Origin of the sequence: Nostoc sp. LPT (genome assembly GCF_017115165.1) — a bacterium.
Classification (GTDB): domain Bacteria; phylum Cyanobacteriota; class Cyanobacteriia; order Cyanobacteriales; family Nostocaceae; genus Nostoc.
The window spans coordinates 120,591-144,707 of the sequence record NZ_JABXKF010000032.1 but is presented as its reverse complement, the minus strand read 5'-3'; the positions used below and the strand labels follow the sequence as shown (position 1 = coordinate 144,707).

At 42.4% G+C, this 24,117-nt stretch carries 21 protein-coding genes and 3 pseudogenes; 11 read left to right on the top strand and 13 right to left on the bottom strand.

What is annotated here, in order from left to right:
• Nucleotides 1-99: 99 nt before the first annotated feature.
• Nucleotides 100-771 (top strand): L,D-transpeptidase, encoded by a 672-nt coding sequence (locus tag HWQ58_RS07455; RefSeq protein ID WP_292859754.1) that lies wholly within the window; start codon nucleotides 100-102, stop codon nucleotides 769-771.
• A 53-nt stretch (nucleotides 772-824) separates the two neighbouring features.
• On the opposite strand, the gene HWQ58_RS07450 is transcribed toward HWQ58_RS07455, so the two are convergent.
• Complete coding sequence (locus tag HWQ58_RS07450; RefSeq protein WP_292859751.1) at nucleotides 825-2,096, bottom strand: HEAT repeat domain-containing protein; 1,272 nt, start codon at nucleotides 2,094-2,096, stop codon at nucleotides 825-827.
• Between the two features lie 180 nt (nucleotides 2,097-2,276).
• Here HWQ58_RS07450 and HWQ58_RS07445 point away from each other — a divergent pair, with 180 nt between their 5' ends.
• The 4 genes and pseudogenes from HWQ58_RS07445 (at nucleotide 2,277) to HWQ58_RS07430 (ending at nucleotide 4,945) form a co-directional block, all read left to right on the top strand.
• A complete protein-coding gene (locus HWQ58_RS07445; RefSeq protein WP_292859749.1) occupies nucleotides 2,277-3,104 on the top strand; it encodes a DUF1838 family protein in 828 nt (275 codons plus the stop codon).
• Between the two features lie 348 nt (nucleotides 3,105-3,452).
• Nucleotides 3,453-3,692: a hypothetical protein gene (locus tag HWQ58_RS07440; RefSeq protein ID WP_292859746.1), complete on the top strand. Its 240-nt coding sequence runs from the start codon at nucleotides 3,453-3,455 to the stop codon at nucleotides 3,690-3,692.
• Between the two features lie 32 nt (nucleotides 3,693-3,724).
• A complete protein-coding gene (locus HWQ58_RS07435; RefSeq protein WP_292859743.1) occupies nucleotides 3,725-4,633 on the top strand; it encodes a HEAT repeat domain-containing protein in 909 nt (302 codons plus the stop codon).
• Nucleotides 4,624-4,945, top strand: a pseudogene (locus tag HWQ58_RS07430) (transcriptional regulator). The gene HWQ58_RS07435 and the pseudogene HWQ58_RS07430 overlap by 10 nt, the downstream one beginning before the upstream one ends.
• Nucleotides 4,946-4,995: 50 nt before the next feature.
• Here HWQ58_RS07430 and HWQ58_RS07425 read toward each other — a convergent pair.
• The 4 genes from HWQ58_RS07425 to HWQ58_RS07410 all read right to left on the bottom strand — a co-directional run bounded on the left by HWQ58_RS07425 (nucleotide 4,996) and on the right by HWQ58_RS07410 (nucleotide 7,444).
• The gene (locus HWQ58_RS07425) at nucleotides 4,996-5,601 is read right to left on the bottom strand and encodes a HEAT repeat domain-containing protein (RefSeq protein ID WP_292859740.1); all 606 of its coding nucleotides are present in this window, start codon (nucleotides 5,599-5,601) and stop codon (nucleotides 4,996-4,998) included.
• 173 nt (nucleotides 5,602-5,774) lie between these two features.
• Nucleotides 5,775-6,269: a bleomycin hydrolase gene (locus HWQ58_RS07420; RefSeq protein ID WP_292859737.1), complete on the bottom strand. Its 495-nt coding sequence runs from the start codon at nucleotides 6,267-6,269 to the stop codon at nucleotides 5,775-5,777.
• A gap of 78 nt (nucleotides 6,270-6,347) precedes the next feature.
• Entirely contained in the window at nucleotides 6,348-6,905 is a 558-nt protein-coding gene (locus HWQ58_RS07415) for a bleomycin hydrolase (RefSeq protein WP_292859734.1), read from the bottom strand.
• Between the two features lie 371 nt (nucleotides 6,906-7,276).
• Nucleotides 7,277-7,444, bottom strand: a complete 168-nt coding sequence (locus HWQ58_RS07410) for an NblA/ycf18 family protein (RefSeq protein WP_114081198.1) — start codon at nucleotides 7,442-7,444, stop codon at nucleotides 7,277-7,279.
• A 296-nt stretch (nucleotides 7,445-7,740) separates the two neighbouring features.
• Between HWQ58_RS07410 and HWQ58_RS07405 the strand changes: the two genes are divergently transcribed.
• The 3 genes from HWQ58_RS07405 (at nucleotide 7,741) to HWQ58_RS07395 (ending at nucleotide 10,170) form a co-directional block, all read left to right on the top strand.
• Nucleotides 7,741-8,358, top strand: coding sequence for a phycobiliprotein lyase (locus HWQ58_RS07405; RefSeq protein ID WP_292859964.1), 618 nt, complete (start codon nucleotides 7,741-7,743; stop codon nucleotides 8,356-8,358).
• Nucleotides 8,359-8,901 (top strand): hypothetical protein, encoded by a 543-nt coding sequence (locus HWQ58_RS07400; protein ID WP_292859731.1) that lies wholly within the window; start codon nucleotides 8,359-8,361, stop codon nucleotides 8,899-8,901.
• A gap of 501 nt (nucleotides 8,902-9,402) precedes the next feature.
• On the top strand, nucleotides 9,403-10,170 hold the full coding sequence (locus tag HWQ58_RS07395) for a phycobilisome rod-core linker polypeptide (protein ID WP_292859728.1): 768 nt from the start codon (nucleotides 9,403-9,405) through the stop codon (nucleotides 10,168-10,170).
• Nucleotides 10,171-10,381: 211 nt separating this feature from the next.
• Here the strand turns inward: HWQ58_RS07395 and HWQ58_RS07390 are convergent, their stop codons facing one another.
• From HWQ58_RS07390 to HWQ58_RS07375, 4 genes and pseudogenes are all read right to left on the bottom strand, one after another.
• Nucleotides 10,382-11,299, bottom strand: a complete 918-nt coding sequence (locus tag HWQ58_RS07390; RefSeq protein WP_292859961.1) for an RluA family pseudouridine synthase — start codon at nucleotides 11,297-11,299, stop codon at nucleotides 10,382-10,384.
• Nucleotides 11,300-11,574: 275 nt separating this feature from the next.
• Nucleotides 11,575-11,925 carry a DUF952 domain-containing protein gene (locus HWQ58_RS07385; protein ID WP_292859958.1) on the bottom strand — a complete coding sequence of 117 codons (351 nt, stop codon included), beginning with the start codon at nucleotides 11,923-11,925 and terminating at the stop codon, nucleotides 11,575-11,577.
• A 120-nt stretch (nucleotides 11,926-12,045) separates the two neighbouring features.
• A pseudogene (locus tag HWQ58_RS07380) lies at nucleotides 12,046-12,615 on the bottom strand (HAD family hydrolase); the annotation flags it as partial.
• Between the two features lie 95 nt (nucleotides 12,616-12,710).
• Nucleotides 12,711-14,225, bottom strand: a pseudogene (locus HWQ58_RS07375) (thioredoxin-like domain-containing protein).
• Nucleotides 14,226-15,241: 1,016 nt separating this feature from the next.
• On the opposite strand from HWQ58_RS07375, the gene HWQ58_RS07370 reads away from it, so the two are divergent.
• A complete protein-coding gene (locus HWQ58_RS07370; RefSeq protein ID WP_292859725.1) occupies nucleotides 15,242-15,430 on the top strand; it encodes a hypothetical protein in 189 nt (62 codons plus the stop codon).
• A 99-nt stretch (nucleotides 15,431-15,529) separates the two neighbouring features.
• On the opposite strand, the gene HWQ58_RS07365 is transcribed toward HWQ58_RS07370, so the two are convergent.
• Entirely contained in the window at nucleotides 15,530-16,117 is a 588-nt protein-coding gene (locus HWQ58_RS07365; RefSeq protein ID WP_292859722.1) for an RICIN domain-containing protein, read from the bottom strand.
• A gap of 110 nt (nucleotides 16,118-16,227) precedes the next feature.
• Between HWQ58_RS07365 and glsA the strand changes: the two genes are divergently transcribed.
• Nucleotides 16,228-17,142, top strand: coding sequence for a glutaminase A (glsA, locus tag HWQ58_RS07360; protein WP_292859719.1), 915 nt, complete (start codon nucleotides 16,228-16,230; stop codon nucleotides 17,140-17,142).
• On the opposite strand, the gene HWQ58_RS07355 is transcribed toward glsA, so the two are convergent.
• From HWQ58_RS07355 to HWQ58_RS07345, 3 genes are all read right to left on the bottom strand, one after another.
• Entirely contained in the window at nucleotides 17,107-18,921 is a 1,815-nt protein-coding gene (locus HWQ58_RS07355; protein ID WP_292859716.1) for an ATP-binding protein, read from the bottom strand. The two genes, glsA and HWQ58_RS07355, sit on opposite strands and share 36 nt — an antisense overlap.
• Before the next feature lie 175 nt (nucleotides 18,922-19,096).
• Nucleotides 19,097-19,399: a zinc ribbon domain-containing protein gene (locus tag HWQ58_RS07350; RefSeq protein ID WP_292859713.1), complete on the bottom strand. Its 303-nt coding sequence runs from the start codon at nucleotides 19,397-19,399 to the stop codon at nucleotides 19,097-19,099.
• A gap of 27 nt (nucleotides 19,400-19,426) precedes the next feature.
• Complete coding sequence (locus HWQ58_RS07345) at nucleotides 19,427-21,223, bottom strand: hypothetical protein (protein WP_292859710.1); 1,797 nt, start codon at nucleotides 21,221-21,223, stop codon at nucleotides 19,427-19,429.
• A gap of 537 nt (nucleotides 21,224-21,760) precedes the next feature.
• Here HWQ58_RS07345 and psaA point away from each other — a divergent pair.
• Entirely contained in the window at nucleotides 21,761-24,019 is a 2,259-nt protein-coding gene (gene psaA, locus HWQ58_RS07340; RefSeq protein ID WP_292859707.1) for a photosystem I core protein PsaA, read from the top strand.
• Nucleotides 24,020-24,117 lie beyond the last annotated feature (98 nt).

Below are 24,117 nucleotides of genomic sequence, written 5' to 3'. Positions count from 1 at the left end.
CTCATTTATATCTGAGTTTTAAATTATTTATTTTGGATAAGGCAAATCCTATAACTTAAATAGCTTTGTTATATACTTACGTAATTAGTACAAAAAATTATGAGTAGTAGCGTTTATTGCGTCAATGCTGTCAAGTTTGGTTTGGCTACAATCGGACTACTTTTATGGCTTCAATTGCCTGCTAGTGCCCAAATGACAGTCCAACAAGGAGCAAAGAACCAAATAAATATTAGTCAGTCTGATCAGCCAAACTTTACACCAACTCTAGATTCTCCTCAAGTGCAATCAGCCCTTCCTAATACATCTGAGCGTATGAGGAGCTTACTGATGAGGATCAAGCCACCTGTTAAGCCAAGTCTTCCTCATACTACTGAGCAAAATATTTATTTACTGCTCATTCTTAAGCAACGAAGACTTTACGTTTATCGGGGAGATATTTTACAAGCCAGCTACCCAGTGGCGGTTGGTAAGTTAAAGTGGGAAACGCCAACAGGCAAATTTAAAGTTATTAATATGGTTGAAAATCCAGCTTGGGAAAACCCTTTTGTTCCCAATAGGGGAGTTGTACCTCCAGGTTTAGAGAATCCTTTAGGAGAACGTTGGATTGGATTTTGGACTGATGGAAAAAACCAAATCGGATTTCATGGTACTTACAAGCGAGACTCCGTAGGCAAGGCAGCTTCTCATGGTTGTGTTCGTATGTACAATGAGGATGTGCGGAAATTGTATGAAATAGTGAAAATAGGAACCTCTATAAGGGTAGTTCCTTAATTCGCCCTTTCGTAGCAATGAACACGAATGTACGTTAAGCCCAAGATGCCTAACTATTGCTTACTCGTTGCTTTCGCCCTAATTAACCAGTCAGCATCATGAGCGCAAATTTCTCGACCGGACGAGTCTCCTAAGCGGTCTAGCGCTAATAAACAAGCGTATTTTAAATCCCAAATTGGCGTATTGAGGCAAATTTTAATTTCAGGAATTGCTCGTGAATCACCCAATTCACCAAGAGCGATCGCACACGCAGCACGAGATTTCTGAAACTGAGGTTCACGGTTGTGCAGGTTTTCTACTAATAAATTGTAGGCGGGAGCATATTTGAGCCAACCGAAAAGTTTCATCACATGATAATGAGCGCCATAATCGTTATATGCCTTGTCCGAATAAGTTGCTAAAAGCGCTGCTGGTGCTTCTTGTGCATAGATATCCAATAAAGTTTTTGTCGCTAAATAGCAACGTCCAAAATCGGTTTCGTAGAGTTCGTTAATCACAAAATCTAGAACAGGGGTAGCATCATACTCATGTACTAGATCGAGGTCGTTGGGACGATCGTAGAGTACTTGCTCTAAGTAAGGTTGAATTTCTGTAAAGGTAATTTCACCACTGGGAACGCCTGCATCCAAAAGCATCCGCAATCCTCGCAACCGGAACACCAGAGATACAGGACAACGGGCAATTTCTGGGATGGCTTTGTAGTAGTGGGAATCAATCAGGTCTTGAATACAACCGCGCCGTGCATTGACGCTGGAACTTTGCAGCAGCGCCATCACCTCAGTAATTTGGGAGTAGTCACCCGTAAACCGACAAACTGTAGCGATCGCCGCACTACGCGTAGGTTCATCTTCAACTTTGGTAAACTTCCGTACACGTTCTAGGGACGGCTGATAGTCGGCATTAGCTAAAGTGTGAATAATAACTCTATAGATTTGACCCGGTTTATCCAGCAGTTGTGCTACCTCTTCGAGAATTTCTGGATCTTTAGTCCCGATTTCTCCGATCGCCCACACAGTATTTTCAACAGTATAAATATCATCATCTTTAAGGCATTGCCGAATTACAGGTAAAGCTGATTCAACCTGCAATCGCCCTAAACTTTCCACAGCTTTGCGTCGGACAATGCGGTGGTCTAACTCATCAGGGTTACTAGTTTCAATCGCTCGTACCAAAGCTGCGATCGATTGCTCAGTTGGGAAGTTAATTAAATGGGAAACAGCAATATACTTATCAGAAGCGTCTTCGAGTTGTTCTAATGGTGTATCAATAATTGCGATCGCTTGTTCTTCTGTTAGCCCAAACATTTTAAAAAAACGTTTATCCATTGATCTATAAATGTCTCTTGGATAATTTTAGATGTCACCTTTACTATCGTACTAGGGAGTGGGGACAGGGGAGATGAGGGAGAAATCAATTCAAAATTCAAAATTCAAAATTCAAAATTAAAGAACTTCTGCCTCGTGCCTCGTGCCTCCTGCCTCCTCTTTCCCAATGCCCAATGCCCTATGCCCTATGCCCAATCGAAAATAGATATGAGTGATTATTTAGATGACTACGAATTTAATAACCTCGATTTTTACAGAAAAAATCATGGGTTACAGCTTTATTACAACTGGTCTGGGGAAATTTATTGGCAAGAAAACTCAAAAAAACCAAAGGAGAAATTGTTCTCTATTATTGGGATGAATGCTACCAAAGTATTTATCAAGCCCGATCCTGAGTACGGCGAAGTCGGGTATCGCATCAATAGAGAGTTGGGTTTATTTTGTGACCCGGATACTCAAGAGATTCTCCATTTTTGGAAGTCACCAACCACAAGTCAACCAGTACCAGTAGTACACATTGCTAACCGCATTGTCCAAGGTTCAGTCAAACCAAAGAAATCTGTTATACCCAAAGGCAGCGGATATATTACTTCTGTCATGGAAATTCCTTTAGAATACCCGCATCCCTTAGCAGGAGATAGTAAATATTCAGACTATTGCCCTGGAGAAAAGTTTAAGGGAGTTGAGTACTTTATATCAAATACTTGCCGACCCGATGCAATTGATGTCCCTCCTGCTAAGTGGGCAAGGGACTGTCCTTGGTTGCCCTGGATGAAGTTAGGATATGCTCATCCAGCTAAATTAAGATTTGAAACCACAATATTTAGAGTAGATTCTTTTGAGCAGCTTCATCCTAGCTTGGTCAAGCTAGTAAGGGAAAAAGTACCAATTTATGAATTCACGCCAATGGAAAGTGATGAACCGAATGTGACGAGCATTCAATACTTTAAGAAAAACTTTGAGTCCTACTTACGGGGAGATATTTTTCCACTAAAGGAAACTTCTTGAGCAGTTTTTGCACAGTGCTAGACCATGCTGTGCAATGTCTACGAAGGGCTGTTCGGTGTCGCACTTTCTAGTCAAAAAAACCTAAAAGACTTATCATAACTTGGATCTAAGACTGTAGTTGAGTTCGACTTTTGAAGATTTCCATCAAAAAGCTTTACCAGTGGTAACGCAATCTGAGAAGATCGGAATATATGCATTTGTCAGTTATTAGTTTAGTTGCCTCTTGTCAATTGTTCCATTTTATGTAACAGCTAAGTGCTGGTTTTTAGCGAGTAACCAAATACAAACGATAGTCGAACACTGAGTACACGTGATTCATAATAAACACACATTTAGGAAACAAAAGTTATGGATGAAATCTCAGAACTAACAACAACCAATAACGTAACCGCTCAAGATGTAGCAGAAGTGATTGCAGAACTTGAGCAATATCGAGAACGTCTAGTTAAAGAAACTACGGAAACGGCAAAACGGGCTAAGTTGATGAGAGTAAGCGTTATGGCAAAACTGGAGCCTGAGCTTGCCAAGATTGATTCTGCCCTCCAGGAACTCCGTAATCAACAGGCTGCCCTAAATGTCAGCAACTAGTTATTCGCCTTGATAATTTAGCTAGAAGTTATATGCTCAACTCCGAAACTCAATCCGGGACAGATTTAACGAATCTGTCCCATACAGAAACTGATGCTTTATTTGCAGTAGTGAGCGAGCAATTAAGCTTAAACACCTTCAACTCGGATGAACAAGAGCTACTAAAGCGGATGGTTGAGAGTATGGGAGACTCACGAGGCATGGTTAGGTTGAGTTTTGCAGAGGCTTTGGGTAAAATCGGCAAACCAGCAACCCCTTTATTAATGGAAGCTGTGGCAAATCATCCAAACCCAGTTGTACGCAGAGCCAGCGCTAAAACTCTGACACTGATCGCTGACCCGATCGCAATTCCCACTTTGGTCAATGCCCTGTTAAATGATGAAGATATGGTGGTCAAAACCTCGTCGGTGGGGGGGCTTGCCAAAATAGGTGAGGCAGCTGTACCAGCATTGCTGAAAATCTTAGCGTCAACTGAGTATCCAGAAAGTGCCAAAGGTCATGCTGTATGGGCGTTGGGATTTATTGGGGCAGAAGCGAAGGAGCATTTATATCGAGAGATTAACTCCGACTCGGCTGAAGTTCGGGCTGCTGTGGTGGGTGCGATCGCTAAAATTGCTCAAGAAGGCACTCAAGAAGGAGCGTTTAATATTTTAATTAACGCCCTCAACGATCCATCTGAAATTGTCCGGTGTGAAGCAGCAGCAGCTCTGGGCAGTCTCACCTATAGATCGGCAACTCCTAACCTCGTTGAGTTACTGCATCATCCCGATTGGGAAACTCGAAAAGCAGCGGCTTTGGCATTGATGAAGATTGGCGATGGTGCTGCTTTAGAACCCCTGCAAGCCGCATTAACTGAGGAAGAAGAAGCGGGGGTTCAGGCAGTGATTAAGTTGGCGATTTCTCAAATTGAGAGGCAGTTAGAGGAAGAAACTTGGGAATAAGGCGATGGACGATTTACACTACCAAGGTGATTGAGACGGAAGAAGAGTATGATTGCGCCCTAGCAATTGCAGAGCGCCTAACATTTTGCAAAAACCGGACTCCAGAAAAGCAAGCTCTGCATAAGCTGATAGTAACCCTGATTGAAGCGTATGAGGCACTGAACTATCCAATGGATTGAATCTGCACCGCATGAAATTCTCGGGTCGAGCGGCGTGGTGTCTGAGGTTGTGAACGGTAAGCGGTCGATTAGTAAGGCACAAGCTAAGGCACTTGGAAATTATTTCAAGGTGAAACCCAGTTTGTTCATCTAATGTATCCGCCTTATTAGGATTGATAAAAGTAGTTGTAAGAGCGATCGCTACTATCTGTTATATTTAATCACTTGATCTAATCGGGGCAAAGCACTCACTGCTGACTCTCGAATATAGGGATCGACAGATTCATCCTTTGTCAATGCCGTTAGTACTTCCACCCCTCGGATATCGCCCATCGAACCGAGTGCATTGACAATCGCCACAGCCACCGCAACATTATCTATTGTTTTCAAAGCTTCTGTCAAAATCTCAAAGGCAGGAGAACCAATCTCACCTAATGCCATTACCGATGCAATATAAACAACGGGATTTGGGTCATTGAGCGCTGTTTGCAATCCTTGTAAGCCCTCATTTGGGAAGGGAACATCGGGATGATTAGCAGCAACCTGTGCTAGAGCTTTAGCACAACTACCCCGAATGGTCGCATTATCACTATTTACTAATGACTCTACCAGTAGCGGTACAGCGTCTATACCAATAGCACCCAGTGCTTTTACCGCAGCTCGACGATAAGTGACATCTTCTTCATCTAAAATACCCATCAGCCGAGGAATGGTATTTTCATCACGGACATCAGCCAATTCCCAGATGGCTCGTTCCCGCAAATTGGGGTTGGGGTGTTTTAACTGTGCAAAGAGAGAATCTATTGTCATAAAAGAAAATTTCCCTGTTTAAATCCCCCAAGTTCAATCATTAATTACGAATTAATAATAACTTAGGGACTCTTGGTCAATCACTCAACCTGATACAGGCAAAGCAACAGACTGAGAGTCCCTGAGTTTTAGAGTATGACGATCGCTCGTCTACGTCTAGTCAATCCTTATGATTATGAAAGGGAGTTGATTACGTAGTCGAGGAGATTGCGGAACTCAACCAACGCTTGAGGAGAGAAATCGCGAGGAGCGCAAGCGCGATCGCGAGTGTAAGTTAACGCGGTAACGTAAGGAGCGGTGGGCAGATTCAAAGAGCGATAAACTTCGCGAGCACCTGCAATACCCCACTCATCCAGAGGGCCAGTACCGCCCACAACTAAGCTGTAGTTGATCAAGCGTAAGTAGTGCTTGATGTCGCGCAGGCACTTATCTTTTTTAACTTGAGTGTCGCCAGCTTCACCTTCTTGGTTCAGGAAAGGATATTTCTTGAAGGCAGCATCATAACCTTCCTTAGCTACGGCATCGATACCAGAAGCCAATTTTTCAGCAGCTTCTAGACGAGCATTAGCACGCTGAATGCTACCTTGAACGGATTCTAGATCAGAAGTGGTTGGAAAACGACCTGCTGCATCAGCAGATCCAATAACTGTAGTGATAACTGATTTCATTGCTTTTTATACTCCAGATTAGATTTGATCGAGTTTTAATTTCAGTTGGCTTGACTAATAGGCTTTAGCTGTTAGCGATTAGCTCAGAGCAGAAATAACGCGATCGAAGTAGCTAGCAGCTTCAGAAGCTAGAGCAGAGCAGTCGCCTTGAACAACTTCTTGTTTACGGAATTTTTTACCAGCGTTAGCTTCAGTATTGGTGTTGGTGATGTGAGCGACACTGATAGCCTTCAGGATTTGGAAAGCCCGTACAGAAGAGCTAGTGGGTACGCCCAAAGCTGTGTAGGTTTCTTTCAGACCGTTCAAAGCACGATCGTCCAATACGGAGGAATCACCAGCCAACAGCGCATAAGTTACATAGCGCAGAACGATTTCAGCATCACGCAGGCAAGCAGCCATCCGACGAGTCGGATACAAGTTACCACCAGCTTGAATCAAACCTGTGTTTTCACAAGCAATCCCAGCAATGGCATCAGAAACCGCACAGCTAGCGTTGCTGGCGATCGCATTCACTGCATCAAGGCGCTTGTTGCCTTCAGCGATGAAAGACTTAAGGGCTGCCAAGTCAGCACCACCTATAGGAGCGGTTTTGGCATCAGCCGCAATTACAGCTCTGGAAAAAGCATCAAGAACCATGAGTTCTCCTTAATATTCTCACAAATGGCGGATATTATTTTTGGCGTATTCTCGATCAGGTTAACTGCGAGTAGCCAAACAAAAACATAGGTGATTAAGAGTACCCTAGTCTTTACTATGAGAGACAAAGTAATAATCTGTAATATTTACCTATAGTTTGGCTGTTCCGATCAAAAACAGGACTGACGCACAGGTCATGGAAAATCAAACCATAGAGAACGCAAAGGAATAAGAGTTGGAGAGGTTTTTTGCTTAAGTCCTAGAAAAAATCAAAATTTAGCCGAAATTGGGCAAAAAATTAAGACTTACGCATTTTGATGGAACTTTGCCATTGCGTAAGTCTTAAGGAAAAAATTTTGTTTTTTACTGGATCAAGCTTGTTTTAGCAGATGTTTAACCAAATTATCTTTCACCATCATTTGCCGTAAAACTTCTAGTAAAAATTCTTGAGCTTCTTGTTGACTCAAATTTTTTACCTGGTCTTTCAAATTTTGTAAGCGAAACTGTTGTTCTAAGGTTAATTCGACTGGAAAGTCCATCATTCACTCCTGTGATTGATTGAATCGAAGGGTATTTGTTGTTGTAGAAGACGATCGCTTTCTACTAGTTTAGCACTTGGATATTAAAATGTCTACATTGTCAAGCGATAATAAATCACACTCATAAAAGTTTACAATCAGATGACAACATGTCTCTCTCTCCCTTTCTAGGGTGTTTATTGAAGCTGACTACTAATGGCTGTAATGTTTAGAATGTTTATATACACAACTACTCTAAAAACAAAGAACAAGGTAAACATCATCCGCAGGAGTAATAAGTAGGAGTCAGAAGATTGATAGACGCAATGGAATTTTTTCAGCTAAGTGCTGGTAAGTGGCGATCGCAACGTGCAACTCATCATCTGGCGTTCAAGCGCTCAGAGACGGGAGAATCGGATATACAGGTAGAAACTCTGGATGCCAATCATCCAGAAATCATCGAACTGTGCCGATATCATGAGATTGACCCCAGCCTTTCAGTCGGTGGCTCGCGTGTGCGTTGGCTAGGGACAATGGCTTGGGATCGAGAGGATGAGGAGAATCATCAGGGGAAAACCATATTTGCGATCGTGCCTGATGGCGATAATTCAAGGCAAGGCAAATTACTCCGCGAAAGAGGTTACGCCGAAATTGTCCCTGTAGTCGGTCTTTTTCACATGGATGATGAAGATGGACTAGTGTTGACAACTGAATATGAAACAATGAGTTCCATTGAGCGATTCTGGTTCGCCAGCCCAAATATGCGACTACGAACCAGTACAGTCAAACGGTTTGGCGGCTTTAGCACCGCATCGTTTTGTACTGAAAGCCGCATCGAAACCTCTGTTGAGGCTTCCAGCACAGAAGAAGTAACAGAAAGACAAGGAGCGGATGTTTTAGAAAAAAGACAGTTTTATTCAGTTTTGGGCTGGTGAATGATTCTTAAGCAGAGCGATGCTTTTACTCGTGGGCAAGATTATCTGCGTCTAGTACAGGGACTTGCCCTAGAACCGGGTATGGTGAATGTGTTTGAAAACAAGCGCGATCGCATCCCCATTTGCACTTGGATCGGCGAAAATATTAACGCCGTAAACGCTCAGATCAATGCCTATCTACAAGTTTGTCATCAGTGTTTTCATCCCCAAGAGCGTCGCCAAATCCAAATTTTTGCAGTTCCCATAGCTCAATCTTTCGGCATAGATGGGCTATGCAACATTCTCACAAACCCAATCACTATTTTGGTAGATGTTGGTCGAGTTGCACCTAGAGATTGGTTTGGTGTAGTCGTCCATGAATACGCCCATGCCCATGTAGGAGAGTTTGGTCACAATGAGCAGTTTGCTAGCATCTTATCTCATTTATGCTTAGGGCTGGGATTAGAACCACCCTACTGGGAGACAGGAATGGAAGTAACTTTGCGTAGCTGGCCTCACTGTAAATCAACTATAGATCCCCTGGAATTTTGGATAGGTCACTGAGTCGCTGAGGGAGGCAGGGGAGCAGGGGGAGATGAGGGGGAATTATTGAACACTCCCTTGTCTCTTCTCCATGCCCCTTAAGAGTGCCCAGTCATGTTAGCGGAAGCGGGGCGTTTAGCCCGTGCTGAGTTGGAAATCTCGCTTCTTTACTCAGGACTGGGAAAAGAGGAACTGTTTTGCCCCATGCCCCATTAATTTCTTTTGCTAAATGTTAAAAATTATTACTTCGGTTCAAAAAGGTGAAACTGAATCTCCTAATCTAAAATATGTGAATAAAATTTTTTAGTCATTTACGTAGTCATTAACCTAGAAGCTCAACTCCCTATTTATTGATTAGCTATGGGTTGAATCCAGCAGGCTAATCTTTTATCCTAGGAATACTTAAATTCCCCTTAGTTAAGTTTCGTGAAATTTTATCAGAATCTGAGGTTCTGATACAACTACTCCCTTAATATGTGATTAAAAGTTGTTAACTTTAATTAAGAACATGGAGGCTTTAGAGTGGCAATTCCTCTGTTAGAATATGACCCTTCAAGTCAAAATCAGCGTGTAGCTGCTTATGAAGTACCGGGTGATGAACAGCCCAGGATTTTTTCTACAGACAATATACTTTCTCCGTCAGATTTAGGTGATTTGATCGAAGCAGCATATCGTCAAATTTTCTTTTATGCTTTTGCTGCCGATCGCGAAACATATTTAGAGTCTCAACTCCGTAATGGACAAATTACAGTACGGGACTTTATTCGTGGGTTGGTGCTTTCTAATACCTTTAAGAAAAGCTTCTACGACCTCAACAATAATTATCGCTTTGTTGAGCAAGTAATTCAGCGGGTTCTAGGACGCGATCCATACAACGAGCGAGAAAAAATCGCCTGGTCAATTGTAGTCGCTACCAAGGGTATTGTAGGCCTTATTGATGAAGTGCTCAACACTGAAGAGTACCTGAGCAATTTTGGATACTCCACAGTGCCTTATCAGCGCCGTCGGATACTGCCATCCCAATCTGAGGGTGAGTTGCCATTCAACATCAAATCTCCACGATACGAAGATTACCACCGTGCTAAACTGGGATTCCCCCAAATCATTTGGCAGGTCGAAGTACGCAGATTCCTCCCACAAGAGCAAAAAGCAAAGGCTGGAGATCCATCTCTATTCCTGGGTATGGCACAAAATATCAATGCAACTGGCAATGCTCCACAACGGATCTCGCCATACAACATCGATATCGAAAAGTCTGTACCTTATCGGCAACTGTCAGGAATTAAATAAGGATTTTTGGTCGGTGGCTGGCTAGTACATCCATTTGATCGCTTTATAGCGTGCATAAGTCTTGGGTTATGTAGGAGTTTTATTTAGATATAACTAAGTGAAACAGACTCTATCCCATGTCTAATGCACGCTAGTTGTTAATGGGCATTGTGCATTGGGCATTGGGCATGGTTTTTTGTCAATGGTCGATGTGTTTCAGAGGTGGATGAGCTTAAAGTGTAGTTCGTCTTTTTAGCATCTCTAAAAGTTTTGTAAAGTGGGCGGGAGGAGTAGCTGTCACCTCAATCAACTCTTCAGATAAGGGATGCTGCAATTTGAGTCGCCAAGCGTGTAGTGCTTGACCAGGCAAATTTACCCCGACGGAATGGCCAGAACTATAAACTGGGTCGCCGACAATGGGATGACCAATTTTGCTGCTGTGGACGCGAATTTGATGGGTACGTCCAGTTTCTAATTGAAAGTGAATTAAGGTGAAGTTACCAAGACGTTCTAATACTTTCCAGTGAGTGACGGCGACTCGTCCGCCTTGTTCAACAGGCATAACAGCCATTTTCTTGCGGTCTTGGGGATGGCGACCAATGGGCAAGTCGATAGTGCCACTTTCAGTTTTTGGCGCACCATAAACTATACCTAAGTATTCTCGTCGTGCAGTTTTTGCTTTCAGTTGTGCTTGTAGATGATGATGGGCAATATCTGTTTTAGCGATCGCGATCGCCCCCGTTGTATCCTTATCCAATCGATGGACGATTCCCGGACGTTGGACTCCGCCAATTCCTGGTAAATCGGGACAGTGAGCTAATAGGGCATTTACCAAAGTGCCATCTGGATGACCGGGTGCAGGATGGACAACTAAGCCTGCGGGTTTATTGAGAATAAGTAACTGGTCATCTTCGTAAAGGATATCTAAGGGGATATCTTCTGCTTGCAATTCTAGAGGTTGAACTTCTGGTATTTCGAGAGTGATGCGATCGCCTACCTTGACATTGATCTTCTTAGATGTGCAAACTCGATCGTTAAGTTGGACGTTACCCTGTTCGATTAACTGTTGGACGCGGGAACGGGATAAGTCAGGTAATTCTTGGGAAAGGTAACGGTCGAGGCGATCGCCTTTGGTGTTGACGCAGTGTATCGTACTCTTAAGGGGAAGCAAGCTAAGTAAAGCATCCTCATCTGGAGTTGACAAGCGTTCGCCCTTGGCGTTGGCGTTGGCGAAGCCTCTCGTAGAGAAGCCATCACTATTTTCTTGGATTTGTAAATTAAATTCGGTCACAATTGCTCTAGATTAATTCCCGTTCTTTAAGTAAAGCGCGGAATGCTTTAAATGGCTTCTCGTCTTTCCTCTTCAGCATCCTTGGCGTTCGCGCAGCGTGTCGCAGACAAGCCTCTCGCAGAAAAGGCGGTTCGTTATTCTAAATCTATAACTTCTTGCGGCAACTCAAATAAACCATTTTCCCCAGCTTCAAAATCAATCACCTGATACACAGCATCAATATTTAATTCACCATAAATGTGAGGAAATAATTCCCCTATTTCAGCAGGTTCATAGCGAATTTCAGCTTGGACTTTTTCAGAATCAATAAAAAGTAGTAGCAATTCTCTTTGATTATCAAAAAATCTCTTTGCAACCTTGAGTATTTGCGTTGATTTTGAACAATGTATAAAACCTTCACTATTTAACGAATCAGCGCGATATGTACCAATATTTTTTGCTTGTTCCCATTGTTGACGTTTACTAATGTGGAGAATGGTGTTCATAGAAAATTTTGGAATTACTGCGGATTGTAATAATTGTAGGAAATCTTCTAAATGTGTAAAGTCTTTAATTACTTTGGTAGCGCCTAAATTTGTTAATTTATTATCACCTATTCCAATAAAAGCAATATTCAAACGATAGGCTGCTTTTACATCCAAAACACCATCACCTACAAAAACAACTTTCTGAAACTTTTCAACTTGATAAACATTCTCCGCTTTAATAATAGCTGTCTTAATAATATCTTCTTGCGAAAGTGCATCATTCGCTGAAGCCAACGGAATGCTTTCTATTTGTAAATTAGCTTTTTGAAGTTTTAATTTAGCAGACTCACGCCAACCACCAGTTGCGATCGCAACACACCAATCAGGGTCTAGCTGTAATTTAGCTAATACATTTGCAGAACCAGTAATTTCGCTGAATAAATCTTGGTTATTAATAAATGCTTCCTGGAGTAGGCTAACAAAACGTGCTTTAAGTCTGACTAACTCTTCATCTGAAGGAAGATGTTCTAATTTTTCCTTGAAAATTTGCTGGGTAATTCCAGAATCTGTGGTGTATGCGTATTCAGACCAATTTGTATTTATACCAAAAATGCCAAATTCCAATGCAAAAGCACGTACAAAGCAATTTTCATCAATTTTGTTGGTGTTTGTTAGTGTACCATCAATATCAAAAACGATTAATTGCATACAAGCGATCGCTAAATAATATTATTATTGAAAATTTCATAACCAGACGACTAAATCCAAAGTTTTGATTCGCAACTTTAAGGAAGATGATTATTCTATAAATTCGGTGGAATACAAACATCTGGCGCACATAACCCAGGAAATTGAAGCGTTATTACTTCAAAAGTATTCAAATCTACGCGGCGGATAGCGTGGTTATTAGTATCACTAATATATAGATATGAATCCATAGCACTCAATCCTGAAGGTTCAAAAAAACGAGTGTTCTTACCCTGACCATTTTGTAAACCAGCAGAACCATCTCCCAAAACTGTTTGACAATTACCACTGGGACTTACTAATTTAATTTTATGGTTATAAGTATCTGCCACCCACAAAAAATTCTGAGCGTATTCCACTCCTAAACAGTGTTGTAAACGGACATCTTCACCTTGTCCATCTACATCGCCAAAACCAAATAAACCGCCACTACCGCAAACAGTTCTTACTTGGTACGATTCGACAATTTCAACACCACGAATTGAACTAACTTCACTGTCCGCAATATATAATTCTTGCCCATTATTAGTAATACCGCTAGGTTGGGCAAAGGCAGATTCGGTAAGTGAACCATCAATACACGCTTCTGCACCAGTACCAGCATAAGTTTTGATGATGCCAGTTTCTAAATCCATTTGCCAAATTTGATGCGGCCCAGCCATTGCAATAAATAGGGTATTTCCTACTTTTACTAAATCCCAAGGTGAATTCAGTGCGGTTTCTAAACCAGCACCGCTATGAGGATTGATATTACGGCTTTGTTCGCCAGTTCCTGCAATAGTTTCGACTACTTGGCGCTTTAAATCAACTCGCCTCAGCGCATGATTTTCTGTATCAGCAACATAAAGAATCTGATTTTCGGCATCATAAGCCATTCCTTGCGGTGCAAAAAATTGTGCTTCGTTAAAAGCACCATCGGTTAAGTCAGATTTTCCAGTACCAATTAAATGTAGAATTTCTCCGTCGAAACTACTCATAACTAGGCGGTGATGTCCAGAATCAGCAATAAATAAACCCATTGGAGTAGCTAGAACTTTACCAGGAAAAGCTAAAGGTGTGATTAATGGTTGGCGCTGTTTTTCTAAAGTTAAGCTGATTTCTTGGAAATTAATTGTGCCTTTGTCTTGATGTTACTGAATTAATTTTTGAATCAACTCATCTAAAGTGTCACGATTTCCTTCACCAGAAATCTGGCCAATCACATAACCTTCTGGATCAATAATTATTAATGTAGGCCAAGCACGCACAGCATACTCTTCCCAAATCCGAAAACCGCTATCAACTACAACAGGATGTTCAATGTCGTAGCGCAAAATAGCTTGACGAATATTTTCTGTTTCCTTTTCGTTGTCAAATTTGGCAGAATGTACGCCAATAACGGTAAGACTATCTTTATATTTATGTTCTAAATATTTCAGGCTTGGCAGAATATGCAGACAATTAATACAGCAGTATGTCCAAAAATCTAAAATTACGACTCTACCTTTGAACTGTTTAAGAGACAAAGGTTTATCGGTGTTGAGCCAAGAGTAATTTTGCGGTAATTCGGGCGCTCTGACACGGGGAATCATAAAGTATACTTTGCTCTTAGAGGATATTGATACTAATTTTCTGAAATAGGCCGATGAAAAATAATGATATATAGGAATCCGATTTGATTACTGAACTTACTTCCGTAGGGAGGGAACTCTTAACAGGTAAGAAGGAATAAAGATGTACTAAGTTTTTTTACGCAATCAAATACGAATCCGATAGAGATAATATATTTGAACTTCATACAAGCTTCAGTTTAGTCATGATTGCTTTCATGTTGATGACTAATGTCGTAATATTAATGACTAATATTGTAATGTTGCTGACTGATGTCGTAATGTTTGGTGACTAATGTCGTAATATTACTCACCAATATTGTAACGTTGGTGACTAATATTGTAATGTTGGTGACTAATGTCGTAATGTTTGATAACTAATGTCGTAATATTACTCACTAATATTGTAATGTTGGTGACTAATGTGTAATGTTTTGGCAGTTGCTTAGAGGATGTCTGAGAAGTATCAAATATTTGTTCATCCCCCCTAACTCACGCCACTTGCTCCACTTGGGGAGACCCCTTGGCGCTAGCCTCTCCCTTTGGGAGAAGACCGCAGTGGCTCCCCTTAATAAGGGGGGAATAAGACAATACAGTTCAGTTAAGGCTAAAACTCCTTATCAAGGTCAAATTTTTTAACGAACCGCAGAGGCGCAGAGGGAACAGAGAGAAGAAAAAAATGCTTAACTGAACCGTATTGGGGAATAAGAGTCTTAAAGTCCCCCTTAAAAAGGGGGATTTAGCAGGGTGGTTTCATACAAGCAGAGAAAAACTAAAACTGGGTTTCAAAGCCTCTCCCCCACGGGGGGAGAGGTTTGGAGAGAGGGAAAAAGCCCGGACACAAAACGAGAAATCAAGACTGTATGTATTTTTCTTTTTTCGTATGAAACCACCCTGCTTTTTAAGGGGGATTTAGGGGGATCTCCAAGGATTAGGTGTATACAAATTTATGAAGAAGCCGAAAATTTGGAAATTGTGATTTCAGAACAGGAGCAAAGATGAAAACAATTGAAGAATTAAAGACTCGTATTCAAGAACTCAGTAAACAATCTGTTGAACTCAGGCAGAAAGCATCTGAAGTATATTTAACTAACCAAAAGCAAGCTAAACAATTCAGGGAACAGGCAAGAGAAGCCAGTAAGCGCTGCCAAGTATTGATACAAGAGTTAAAACGCCAACAAGTTTAAAGCTAAAAACTGGCTAGTCTTGAGAACTGCCAGTTTCTAACTTTCAGGAACTGCATAAATTAGAAATGTTTTTAGCGTTGCACCCCATCCCTTAATCTCTCAAAAACTTGGTTGCCACCGCCACCTCTGATCTGAGCTTCTACCAGAACTGCTAAATCCAGATATTTCACAATCAGAAAGTACCAATTGCGTACCATTAGCTGTGCCAGGATCTCCAGATACAGCAATGCATTTGTCGGATAATCCATTTCTCAGAAATCCTGCACCAATGTATTCCCACCTCTGGTCTGTGGTTTCAAAAGAAGGGCTAAATCCAGATACTTCGCAATCATAAAGTATTAATCGCGCACCAGTAACTGTGCCAGGCTGTCCCTCCACATCAATGCATTTGTTGGATAATTTATTTCTGATAAATCCCCCACGAATAAATTCCCATTTCTGATCTGTGATCTTACCAGAAGCGCTAAATCCAGATAGTTCGCAATTAGCAAGTATCAATTGCGTACCATTAGCTGTCCCAGGATCTCCAGATACATCAATGCACTTGTTTGATAGTTCGTTTATTATAAACATTCCCCCTACTTGTGCAATAGCATTTTGATTTTCTAGAACGCAAGTTGTTCCCCATAATAGCGATCCGACGAATCCAACTGCGATCACTGTACACTTTTTTGAATTAGGTTTCACAAGTTTTTTCTCGTTAATCTCGTGTTTATACGGTATTACAAAGCCCTAATCAGGTTCAGAGTATACTGTTACTTACTATCTAATAAATTAACTTTTAGAAAATTTACAATTTGAAAGTATTTGATAAACTAACTACTACGAAGTTATCAGCCTGGGTGCAACTAGTCAAAACCCAAGCTAAACGAGGACAAGTTATTGATCGCATTCCCCAACTAGCTTTAGCCGATCCAGGTTGGTTTGCAGTTCACATCTGCTGTAAATCAGGGAAAAATATCAGCTTTGGGGATACAGCTTGTGTTTTCCCGTTAATGAGCGTTATTAAGACATTCTCTCTACTTTATCTGCTAGAACATCTAGGAGCAGAAACGGTTTTCGGCTGGGTTGGGGTTGCACCATCAGATGCACCCTTCAATTCTTTAGAACAATTAATTAGCGATCGCGGCCATCCCCGCAACCCGATGATTAATAGTGGGGCAATTACCCTATCTGATAAGTTACCAGGAAAAGACGCTAATCAACGCACTCTCTTATTTTGTCAATGGCTCAACCAATTAGCAGGTTGTCAACTAAGCTTAGATGAGGTGATGCTGGCTTCGGTGCGATTAACCCGCTCAAAAGCCAATGAAGCGATCGCCAATTATCTCGCTGAAGCCGGACATCTAGAAAATATTGAAATAGCACTTGACATTTATGAGCAAATATGCTGTATATCTGGGCGAGTTGAAGATTTAGCCCTGTTAGGAAAACTCCTAGCTTTTAACAATGGCTGTATATCAACACAAAACCGCCAGATTGTCAACGCTGTGATGTTAACTTGCGGACTGTATGAAGCTTCTGCCGAGTTTGCAGTTAGAGTTGGTTTACCGATGAAATCAGGGATTGGTGGTGGGCTTGTAGCAATAGTACCAGGAGAGGGAGCGATCGCTTGTTATAGTCCAGCTTTGGATGGGGTAGGAAATCCGGTAGCAGGGCTTGTCTTTGTTAAGGCTTTAGCACAAGAGTTGCAGTTGAGTATTTTTAGCTAAATCCTGCTTTTGAACGGGGAGAGAAATGATAAATTCCGTACCACTACCCACCTCAGATTTACAAGTTAGTCGTCCTCCATGTTTTTCGGCAATAATCTGATGACTAATCGAAAGTCCCATACCAGTGCCAACGCCTGTTGGTTTGGTGGTAAAGAACATCTCAAAAATTTTCTCTTGAGTCTCAGGGGCAATACCAGAACCGTTATCAGCAATACGGACAACTACCCAGTTTTTGTCTTGAAGTTCGGTAGCGATCGTAATTCGTGGTTTGTCTTGAGTATTGTGCTGTTCTTCCAAAGCATCAAGCGCATTGTTGAGAATGTTCATGAACACTTGGTAAAGCGAGCTAGAAAAACCTTCAATGGTAGGAATATCACCGTAGCAGCGCTCAATCGTAATCCCTTTTTTGATCCGGTTATTGAGGATGAGTAGCGTACTCTCTATACATTCATGCAAATTGACTGCATGGGCTTCTGCTTCATCTAGACGAGAGAAGTTTTTCAAACTCAAGACAATTTGTCGGACGCGATCGGCGCCAAACTTCATTGACTGCAAAACTTTAGGTAAATCTTCTTCCACAAATTCTGCATCAATTTCGGTGGCGTAGTCTTGTACTGCTAGAGGTGGATTAGGTACTTCTTGGCGATAGGTTTGTAACAATGCTAATAAATCGTCTACATGCTCAATAGCAGGTTCTAAATTGCCGTAAATAAAATTTACCGGATTATTAATTTCGTGAGCAATGCCAGCTACCATTCGTCCTAAACTAGACATTTTCTCACTTTGAAGCAATTGCGCTTCTTGCATTTGCTGCTGACGAAAGGCAGCTGCTTGCTGTTCTTCCAGTAAGCATTTAACCCTGTGCAAAACTTGGTTAAATGCAGTAGCAAGTATGCCAATTTCATCTGTAGTTATGACGGGTGCTTGCAGATCAAAGTTAGATTCTTTGGTGACTCGCTGCGCTACATTCGTCAGCACTTCGACGGGATGGGTAATGGTTCGACTCGTCAAAAAAGCTAAAAGAGTAGCAATTACTGCTGACAACAGAATGCTAGCAACAATAATTTGAATCCGTATTTGTGCTACTGTCTTGAACGTCGTCGTTGCTGCTTGTAATTCCTCATAAGAGGTATTAATGACAGTAACCAGTTGATCAGAGATAGCGTCAAACTTAAGTGCTAAATCACTGTTGGTAAACTTCAACAGCCGTCGTTGAGCGATCGCAATTTTATTCTCAGTTGGAGGAGATAAATCAAGTTGCTGAAATAGTTCCTCAAGTTGCTGGATATAAGTTTGTGTTACACCTTCATAAGTTTTTAGAAGCCGGGGAATATTCTCAGTGTTCTTTTGGTTGGCATAATCTACAGTTTTTATATATATTTGGAGTTCCAACCAAACCTGCTTAATTTCAGGTGCATGTGTATTAGTAATGTGGGTATATTCCTCTGTGTACAGCTTTAGATTTCCCACTAATGGAATGAGTTGCTGCTGGTGCGTCCGGGTTTGCAGGATACTTGTCTGGAGGCGATAGAGCAAATTGAGTTCCTTAAAAGCATTTTGTTGCTGCTGCAACGCCTGTTGCTGATAGCGATCTCCTAAAACTAACCCAATTGTGGTTCCGATAATTCCCACACCAAGGGCAATACCATAGCCACATTTAATTTTGTTGCCAATATTCAGACTGTTGGTAATTTTTGAGAACCACCCTTTTCGACTCGATTGTACGACGGCGATATCACCGGAAACTGATGGAACCGAACCTGGAGTCTGGAAAGTCATATTAATCCTAAGTAAGCAATAAGAGCTAATCTTTACTTAGAATTCCCTAGTTATTCAGTAAAAGCAAAATTTTTGAAACTTTTTACCGCACATTGCTGAGTCTGATGACGCAGCAGAAGAAGTGATTTATTTCACTTCTCCTGCTGCCTCTACCAGCCTTCAAGGTATAAGTGAACTACCTACACTGACCTTGCGGTACAGTGTAGGCTTCCTGTCCAACAGAAAGCGCAGTAGTAGATTTCTTGCGTCCTCTATTACTGCGACTTACATTTGGGCGACAGGCTTTATCCCCCGTTCCAGAGGTCAAAATTCGTGAGCCACTGCGTTGGACGGGAACACCTGCTTGAAGCAAGTGGCGTAGTCCTTCATTGCGAAGGTTAATGCTTGCATTGATGTCCCTATCATGTTTTGTATGACACTTTTTACAAGTCCAGAATCTTGTATCTAGTGGTAAGCTACCGATTTGGTTAAGGCACACATAACAGGTTTTTGAACTAGGAAAAATCTATCTACTTCTTGGTAAATCTTCCCTTGGCGTAATAATTTCTGGTGCTGGAGACTCAATAATCTCTGGCAGCGTTGGTGGCAAACTAGGAGATGGGGCAACTGTTACTTGGGGAGTAGGTGTCTTGGCCGTTCGACGGTTAAAAAAGCCACCAAATCTAAATTTTTTTGGCTGAGGGGTTACTTTTTCGGGTAATGGTGTTGATTCAGGAGTTGGCGTTACCGTTGGCTGTGGTTCTGGTGTGGGAGACTCAATAATCTCTGGCAGTGTGGGTGGCAAACTAGGAGATGGTGCAACTGGTGCTTCTGGGGTGGGAACTTTACCAGCCCCACGGTTAAAAAATCCACCAAATCTAGGTTTTGTCGGCTGAGGGGTTACTTTTTCGGGTAATGGTGTTGATTCAGGAGTTGGCGTTACCGTTGGCTGTGGTTCTGGTGTGGGAGACTCAATAATCTCTGGCAGTGTGGGTGGCAAACTAGGAGATGGTGCAACTGGTGCTTCTGGGGTGGGAACTTTACCAGCCCCACGGTTAAAAAATCCACCAAATCTAGGTTTTGTCGGCTGAGGGGTTACTTTTTCGGGTAATGGTGTTGATTCAGGAGTTGGCGTTACCGTTGGCTGTGGTTCTGGTGTCGGAGACTCAATAATTTCTGGTGGTGTTGGGGACAAGCTGGGAGTTGGTGTAGCCGTTGGAATTTCTAATTTTGGTTGTTCTGGCTGTATTTTGGATTTTTCTGGAATTTCAGTTTTAGGAATCGGCTGTTTTTCTACCTTGGGCTGTGTTGGGAGTGTTTTTTCAACAGAAGGTGTGGGTGTAGGTTTAGGTGCAAGTTTATAATTCGGGTCTACAATCAGGCCTACCTCAGCTACTGTGAGTTCTCCTCTGACAATTCTCGACAGAGTGTCTTTACCCTTTGGCTGGTAGTCGATCAATCTAACTGTAGTATTAAAGGCATTTTTGACAGGATTTCCCTGATTATCGAGAAATTCTAGCTTTACCCAGTTTTTCCCTGGACGGAAGCCCTTAAGGTAAACTGCTTGCCAGCGATCGAAAATAAAGCTTTCACCATTAATAGTAGAGCGGATGCGCCAATCACTGAACTCGTCATTGGGGTTTTCCTTACCAACGAGGTGCAGAGGAGCGTTAGTTAGGTAAAAGTCCAGTAAGATTGGTTCTGCCCCGTAGCTACTTTGAGGACGGCTGTAAGTTAGCAGAGGTAATTTAGGATCTGGGGTGTTGTCGTCGGTTTTGGTGAAGACGTGAAATGTTGTTTGGGCATAAGCACCTTCATTCTTAAAGCTTTCATGCCAAGGACGAGAAGCAAAAACACGCAGGGTATGACTACCTGGAGATAAGTCTGGCAAAACCAAGGGCTGATTCAGGTCGTAAACAGGTATATAAGGTTGATTATCCAGAATTACGTGTAGATGTGGCCCCAGTTGTAATTGTGGGTCTTTAAATATTGGTAGATCCTTAACCTGAAAACTGGCTGTGACTTTGTTGTCTTGAAGAACTTCATCAACTTTTGGAGTAACAATTGTCACTTGTGGCTGATAAACTTCCAAAATTGGACGCAGTTCTTGAATAACAGATGGAGGGGAAACTTCCGAAAATTGCTTGGAAATTTGAGAAATCTGTGGGGAGTTTTCTCTATAGCCAGAAGATACTTCCTGACTGTCGGCTTTTTCGCCGCAACTGGTCAAGCTTAATACCAGCACCAATGTTATTACCCACCTGAGAATTGGCAACCTCTCAGGGAGGAGTTTCTCTAACACCCTTTTCTGCCACAAATTCATGTGTTGCACCAGTGATAGTCTTCGACAATTGACAGATTATTTTGGCTCAAACTGTCCATCTGGAACTATAGCCCAAAGGGTGAAATCTGCCTCACATCCCATAAGTTTTCCTTTGTATTTCAGAAAATTTTAAAATAAGTCATATTCCATACAGCCTTTTACTTGCAAAAATTGAAATATGACATAAATGTTCATGAGTAATAGCGGTAAAAACTGGGACATTGGCTACATCCAGCCAAACCATAAATTTTACGAATTGTTATTCTTTGTAAATTAAATAGATAAACTATTGACTTTTGGACAAATACTTTGAAGTTAAAAGCCAGTTAAGGCATGAATTTCAGCAATATTTGAGCAAGTTTGAATTATTGTTAAAATATCTCTAACAATGTACAAGTGAAGACTTTATAATTCAACGAGAAAGCAACTCTCCACATCGGGTCTTGATCGCGGCTTCAGTAAAATTCTGGAGTATACGGTAATGGTTCACTTTGTGGTATACATGATTCCTCATTCCTTATCAAGAGAGGAGGTCGAATGACAATAAGTCCTCCGGAGCGAGAGGAAAAAAAGGCAAGAGTAATCGTCGATAACGACCCGGTTCCAACCTCATTCGAGAGATGGTCACAACCTGGGCACTTTGACAAATCCTTAGCCAGAGGTCCCAAAACCACCACATGGATTTGGAACCTGCACGCACTCGCCCATGATTTTGATACACATACAAGCGATTTAGAAGACATCTCCCGCAAGATATTCTCAGCCCACTTCGGCCACTTAGCCGTCGTGACAATTTGGTTGAGCGGGATGATTTTCCACGGCGCGAAGTTTTCTAACTACGAAGCTTGGTTAAGCGACCCGTTAAACGTTAAGCCTAGTGCTCAAGTTGTTTGGCCCATTGTGGGACAAGACATTTTAAACGGTGATGTTGGCGGTGGTTTCCACGGTATTCAAATCACCTCCGGTTTGTTCCAAGTATGGCGTGGCTGGGGTATTACAAACTCCTTCCAGCTTTATGTAACTGCGATCGGTGGATTGGTATTAGCAGGCTTGTTCCTATTTGCTGGCTGGTTCCACTACCACAAACGCGCTCCCAAACTGGAATGGTTCCAAAACGTGGAGTCGATGCTGAATCACCACTTGCAAGTATTGCTAGGTTGTGGTTCCTTGGGATGGGCAGGTCACTTAATCCACGTGTCCGCACCGACCAACAAGCTTTTGGATGCAGGCGTTGCTCTCAAAGACATACCTCTGCCCCACGAGTTCATCTTGAACAAAGACTTGTTGACCGAACTGTACCCTGGCTTTGCAGCTGGTTTAGCACCTTTCTTCACCTTGAACTGGGGTCAGTATGCTGACTTCCTGACCTTCAAGGGCGGTCTGAACCCGGTAACAGGTGGCTTGTGGTTGACTGATATTTCTCATCACCACTTAGCGATCGCAGTTCTCTTTATCGTTGCTGGTCATCAATACCGTACCAACTGGGGTATTGGTCACAGCATTAAAGAGATCCTAGAAAACCACAAAGGTCCTTTCACCGGTGAAGGTCACAAAGGTCTCTACGAAAACCTGACCACATCTTGGCACGCTCAGTTGGCTACTAACCTGGCCTTCTTGGGTTCGCTGACCATCATCATCGCGCATCACATGTACGCGATGCCCCCCTATCCATATTTGGCAACTGACTACGCTACGCAGTTGTGCATTTTCACCCACCACATGTGGATTGGTGCATTCTGTATAGTCGGCGGTGCGGCTCACGCTGCCATATTCATGGTGCGGGATTACGATCCGGTTGTGAACCAAAACAACTTACTGGATCGGGTGATTCGTCACCGAGATGCGATTATTTCTCACCTTAACTGGGTGTGTATCTTCCTTGGCTTCCATAGCTTTGGACTTTACATCCACAACGATACAATGCGTGCCTTGGGACGTCCCCAAGACATGTTCTCTGATACAGCAATTCAGTTGCAGCCAGTGTTTGCCCAGTGGATACAAAATATCCACGCCTTGGCTCCTGGTACAACTGCACCCAATGCCCTAGAACCCGTTAGCTATGCTTTCGGTGGTGGGATTTTGGCAGTAGGCGGTAAAGTAGCGATGATGCCCATTGCTTTGGGTACGGCGGACTTCTTAATCCACCATATTCACGCATTCCAAATACACGTTACTGTCCTAATTCTGCTCAAAGGTGTGCTATATGCCCGTAGCTCTCGTCTGATTCCAGACAAGGCAAACCTGGGCTTCCGCTTCCCTTGCGACGGCCCTGGTCGTGGCGGTACATGTCAAGTGTCTGGTTGGGATCATGTATTCCTCGGACTTTTCTGGATGTACAACACAATATCCATCGCAATTTTCCACTTCAGCTGGAAGATGCAATCAGATGTCTGGGGAACTGTAGATTCAGCCGGTAATGTCACTCACATCACTGGTGGTAACTTTGCCCAAAGCGCCATTACCATCAATGGTTGGTTGCGAGACTTCTTGTGGGCACAAGCTACGCAAGTCATCAATTCCTATGGCAGCGCGCTATCTGCCTATGGTCTACTCTTCTTAGGCGCTCACTTTGTCTGGGCATTCAGCTTGATGTTCCTGTTCAGTGGTCGCGGCTACTGGCAAGAACTGATTGAGTCCATTGTTTGGGCGCATAACAAACTGAAGGTAGCACCAGCAATTCAGCCTCGCGCTCTGAGCATTATTCAGGGTCGGGCTGTAGGGGTAGCTCACTACCTCTTGGGAGGAATTGCCACAACTTGGGCATTCTTCCATGCACACATCCTTTCAGTAGGGTAGCAATCAGTTGTGGAGTGCTGAGTGCTGAGTGCTGAGAAAATACTCAAAACTTGGTACTCAGAACTCAGGACTCTAGACGCTGGTATTTGATGGCTAAA

What these genes read in the sequence shown, in the direction of transcription:
- HWQ58_RS07455 (WP_292859754.1), top strand. Translation starts at nt 100, where the DNA reads ATGAGTAGTAGCGTTTATTGCGTCAATGCTGTCAAGTTTGGTTTGGCT.
- HWQ58_RS07450 (WP_292859751.1), bottom strand. Translation starts at nt 2,096, where the DNA reads ATGGATAAACGTTTTTTTAAAATGTTTGGGCTAACAGAAGAACAAGCG.
- HWQ58_RS07445 (WP_292859749.1), top strand. Translation starts at nt 2,277, where the DNA reads ATGCCCTATGCCCAATCGAAAATAGATATGAGTGATTATTTAGATGAC.
- HWQ58_RS07440 (WP_292859746.1), top strand. Translation starts at nt 3,453, where the DNA reads ATGGATGAAATCTCAGAACTAACAACAACCAATAACGTAACCGCTCAA.
- HWQ58_RS07435 (WP_292859743.1), top strand. Translation starts at nt 3,725, where the DNA reads ATGCTCAACTCCGAAACTCAATCCGGGACAGATTTAACGAATCTGTCC.
- HWQ58_RS07425 (WP_292859740.1), bottom strand. Translation starts at nt 5,601, where the DNA reads ATGACAATAGATTCTCTCTTTGCACAGTTAAAACACCCCAACCCCAAT.
- HWQ58_RS07420 (WP_292859737.1), bottom strand. Translation starts at nt 6,269, where the DNA reads ATGAAATCAGTTATCACTACAGTTATTGGATCTGCTGATGCAGCAGGT.
- HWQ58_RS07415 (WP_292859734.1), bottom strand. Translation starts at nt 6,905, where the DNA reads ATGGTTCTTGATGCTTTTTCCAGAGCTGTAATTGCGGCTGATGCCAAA.
- HWQ58_RS07410 (WP_114081198.1), bottom strand. Translation starts at nt 7,444, where the DNA reads ATGGACTTTCCAGTCGAATTAACCTTAGAACAACAGTTTCGCTTACAA.
- HWQ58_RS07400 (WP_292859731.1), top strand. Translation starts at nt 8,359, where the DNA reads ATGATTCTTAAGCAGAGCGATGCTTTTACTCGTGGGCAAGATTATCTG.
- HWQ58_RS07385 (WP_292859958.1), bottom strand. Translation starts at nt 11,925, where the DNA reads ATGAACACCATTCTCCACATTAGTAAACGTCAACAATGGGAACAAGCA.
- HWQ58_RS07370 (WP_292859725.1), top strand. Translation starts at nt 15,242, where the DNA reads ATGAAAACAATTGAAGAATTAAAGACTCGTATTCAAGAACTCAGTAAA.
- HWQ58_RS07355 (WP_292859716.1), bottom strand. Translation starts at nt 18,921, where the DNA reads ATGACTTTCCAGACTCCAGGTTCGGTTCCATCAGTTTCCGGTGATATC.
- HWQ58_RS07345 (WP_292859710.1), bottom strand. Translation starts at nt 21,223, where the DNA reads ATGAATTTGTGGCAGAAAAGGGTGTTAGAGAAACTCCTCCCTGAGAGG.
- psaA (WP_292859707.1), top strand. Translation starts at nt 21,761, where the DNA reads ATGACAATAAGTCCTCCGGAGCGAGAGGAAAAAAAGGCAAGAGTAATC.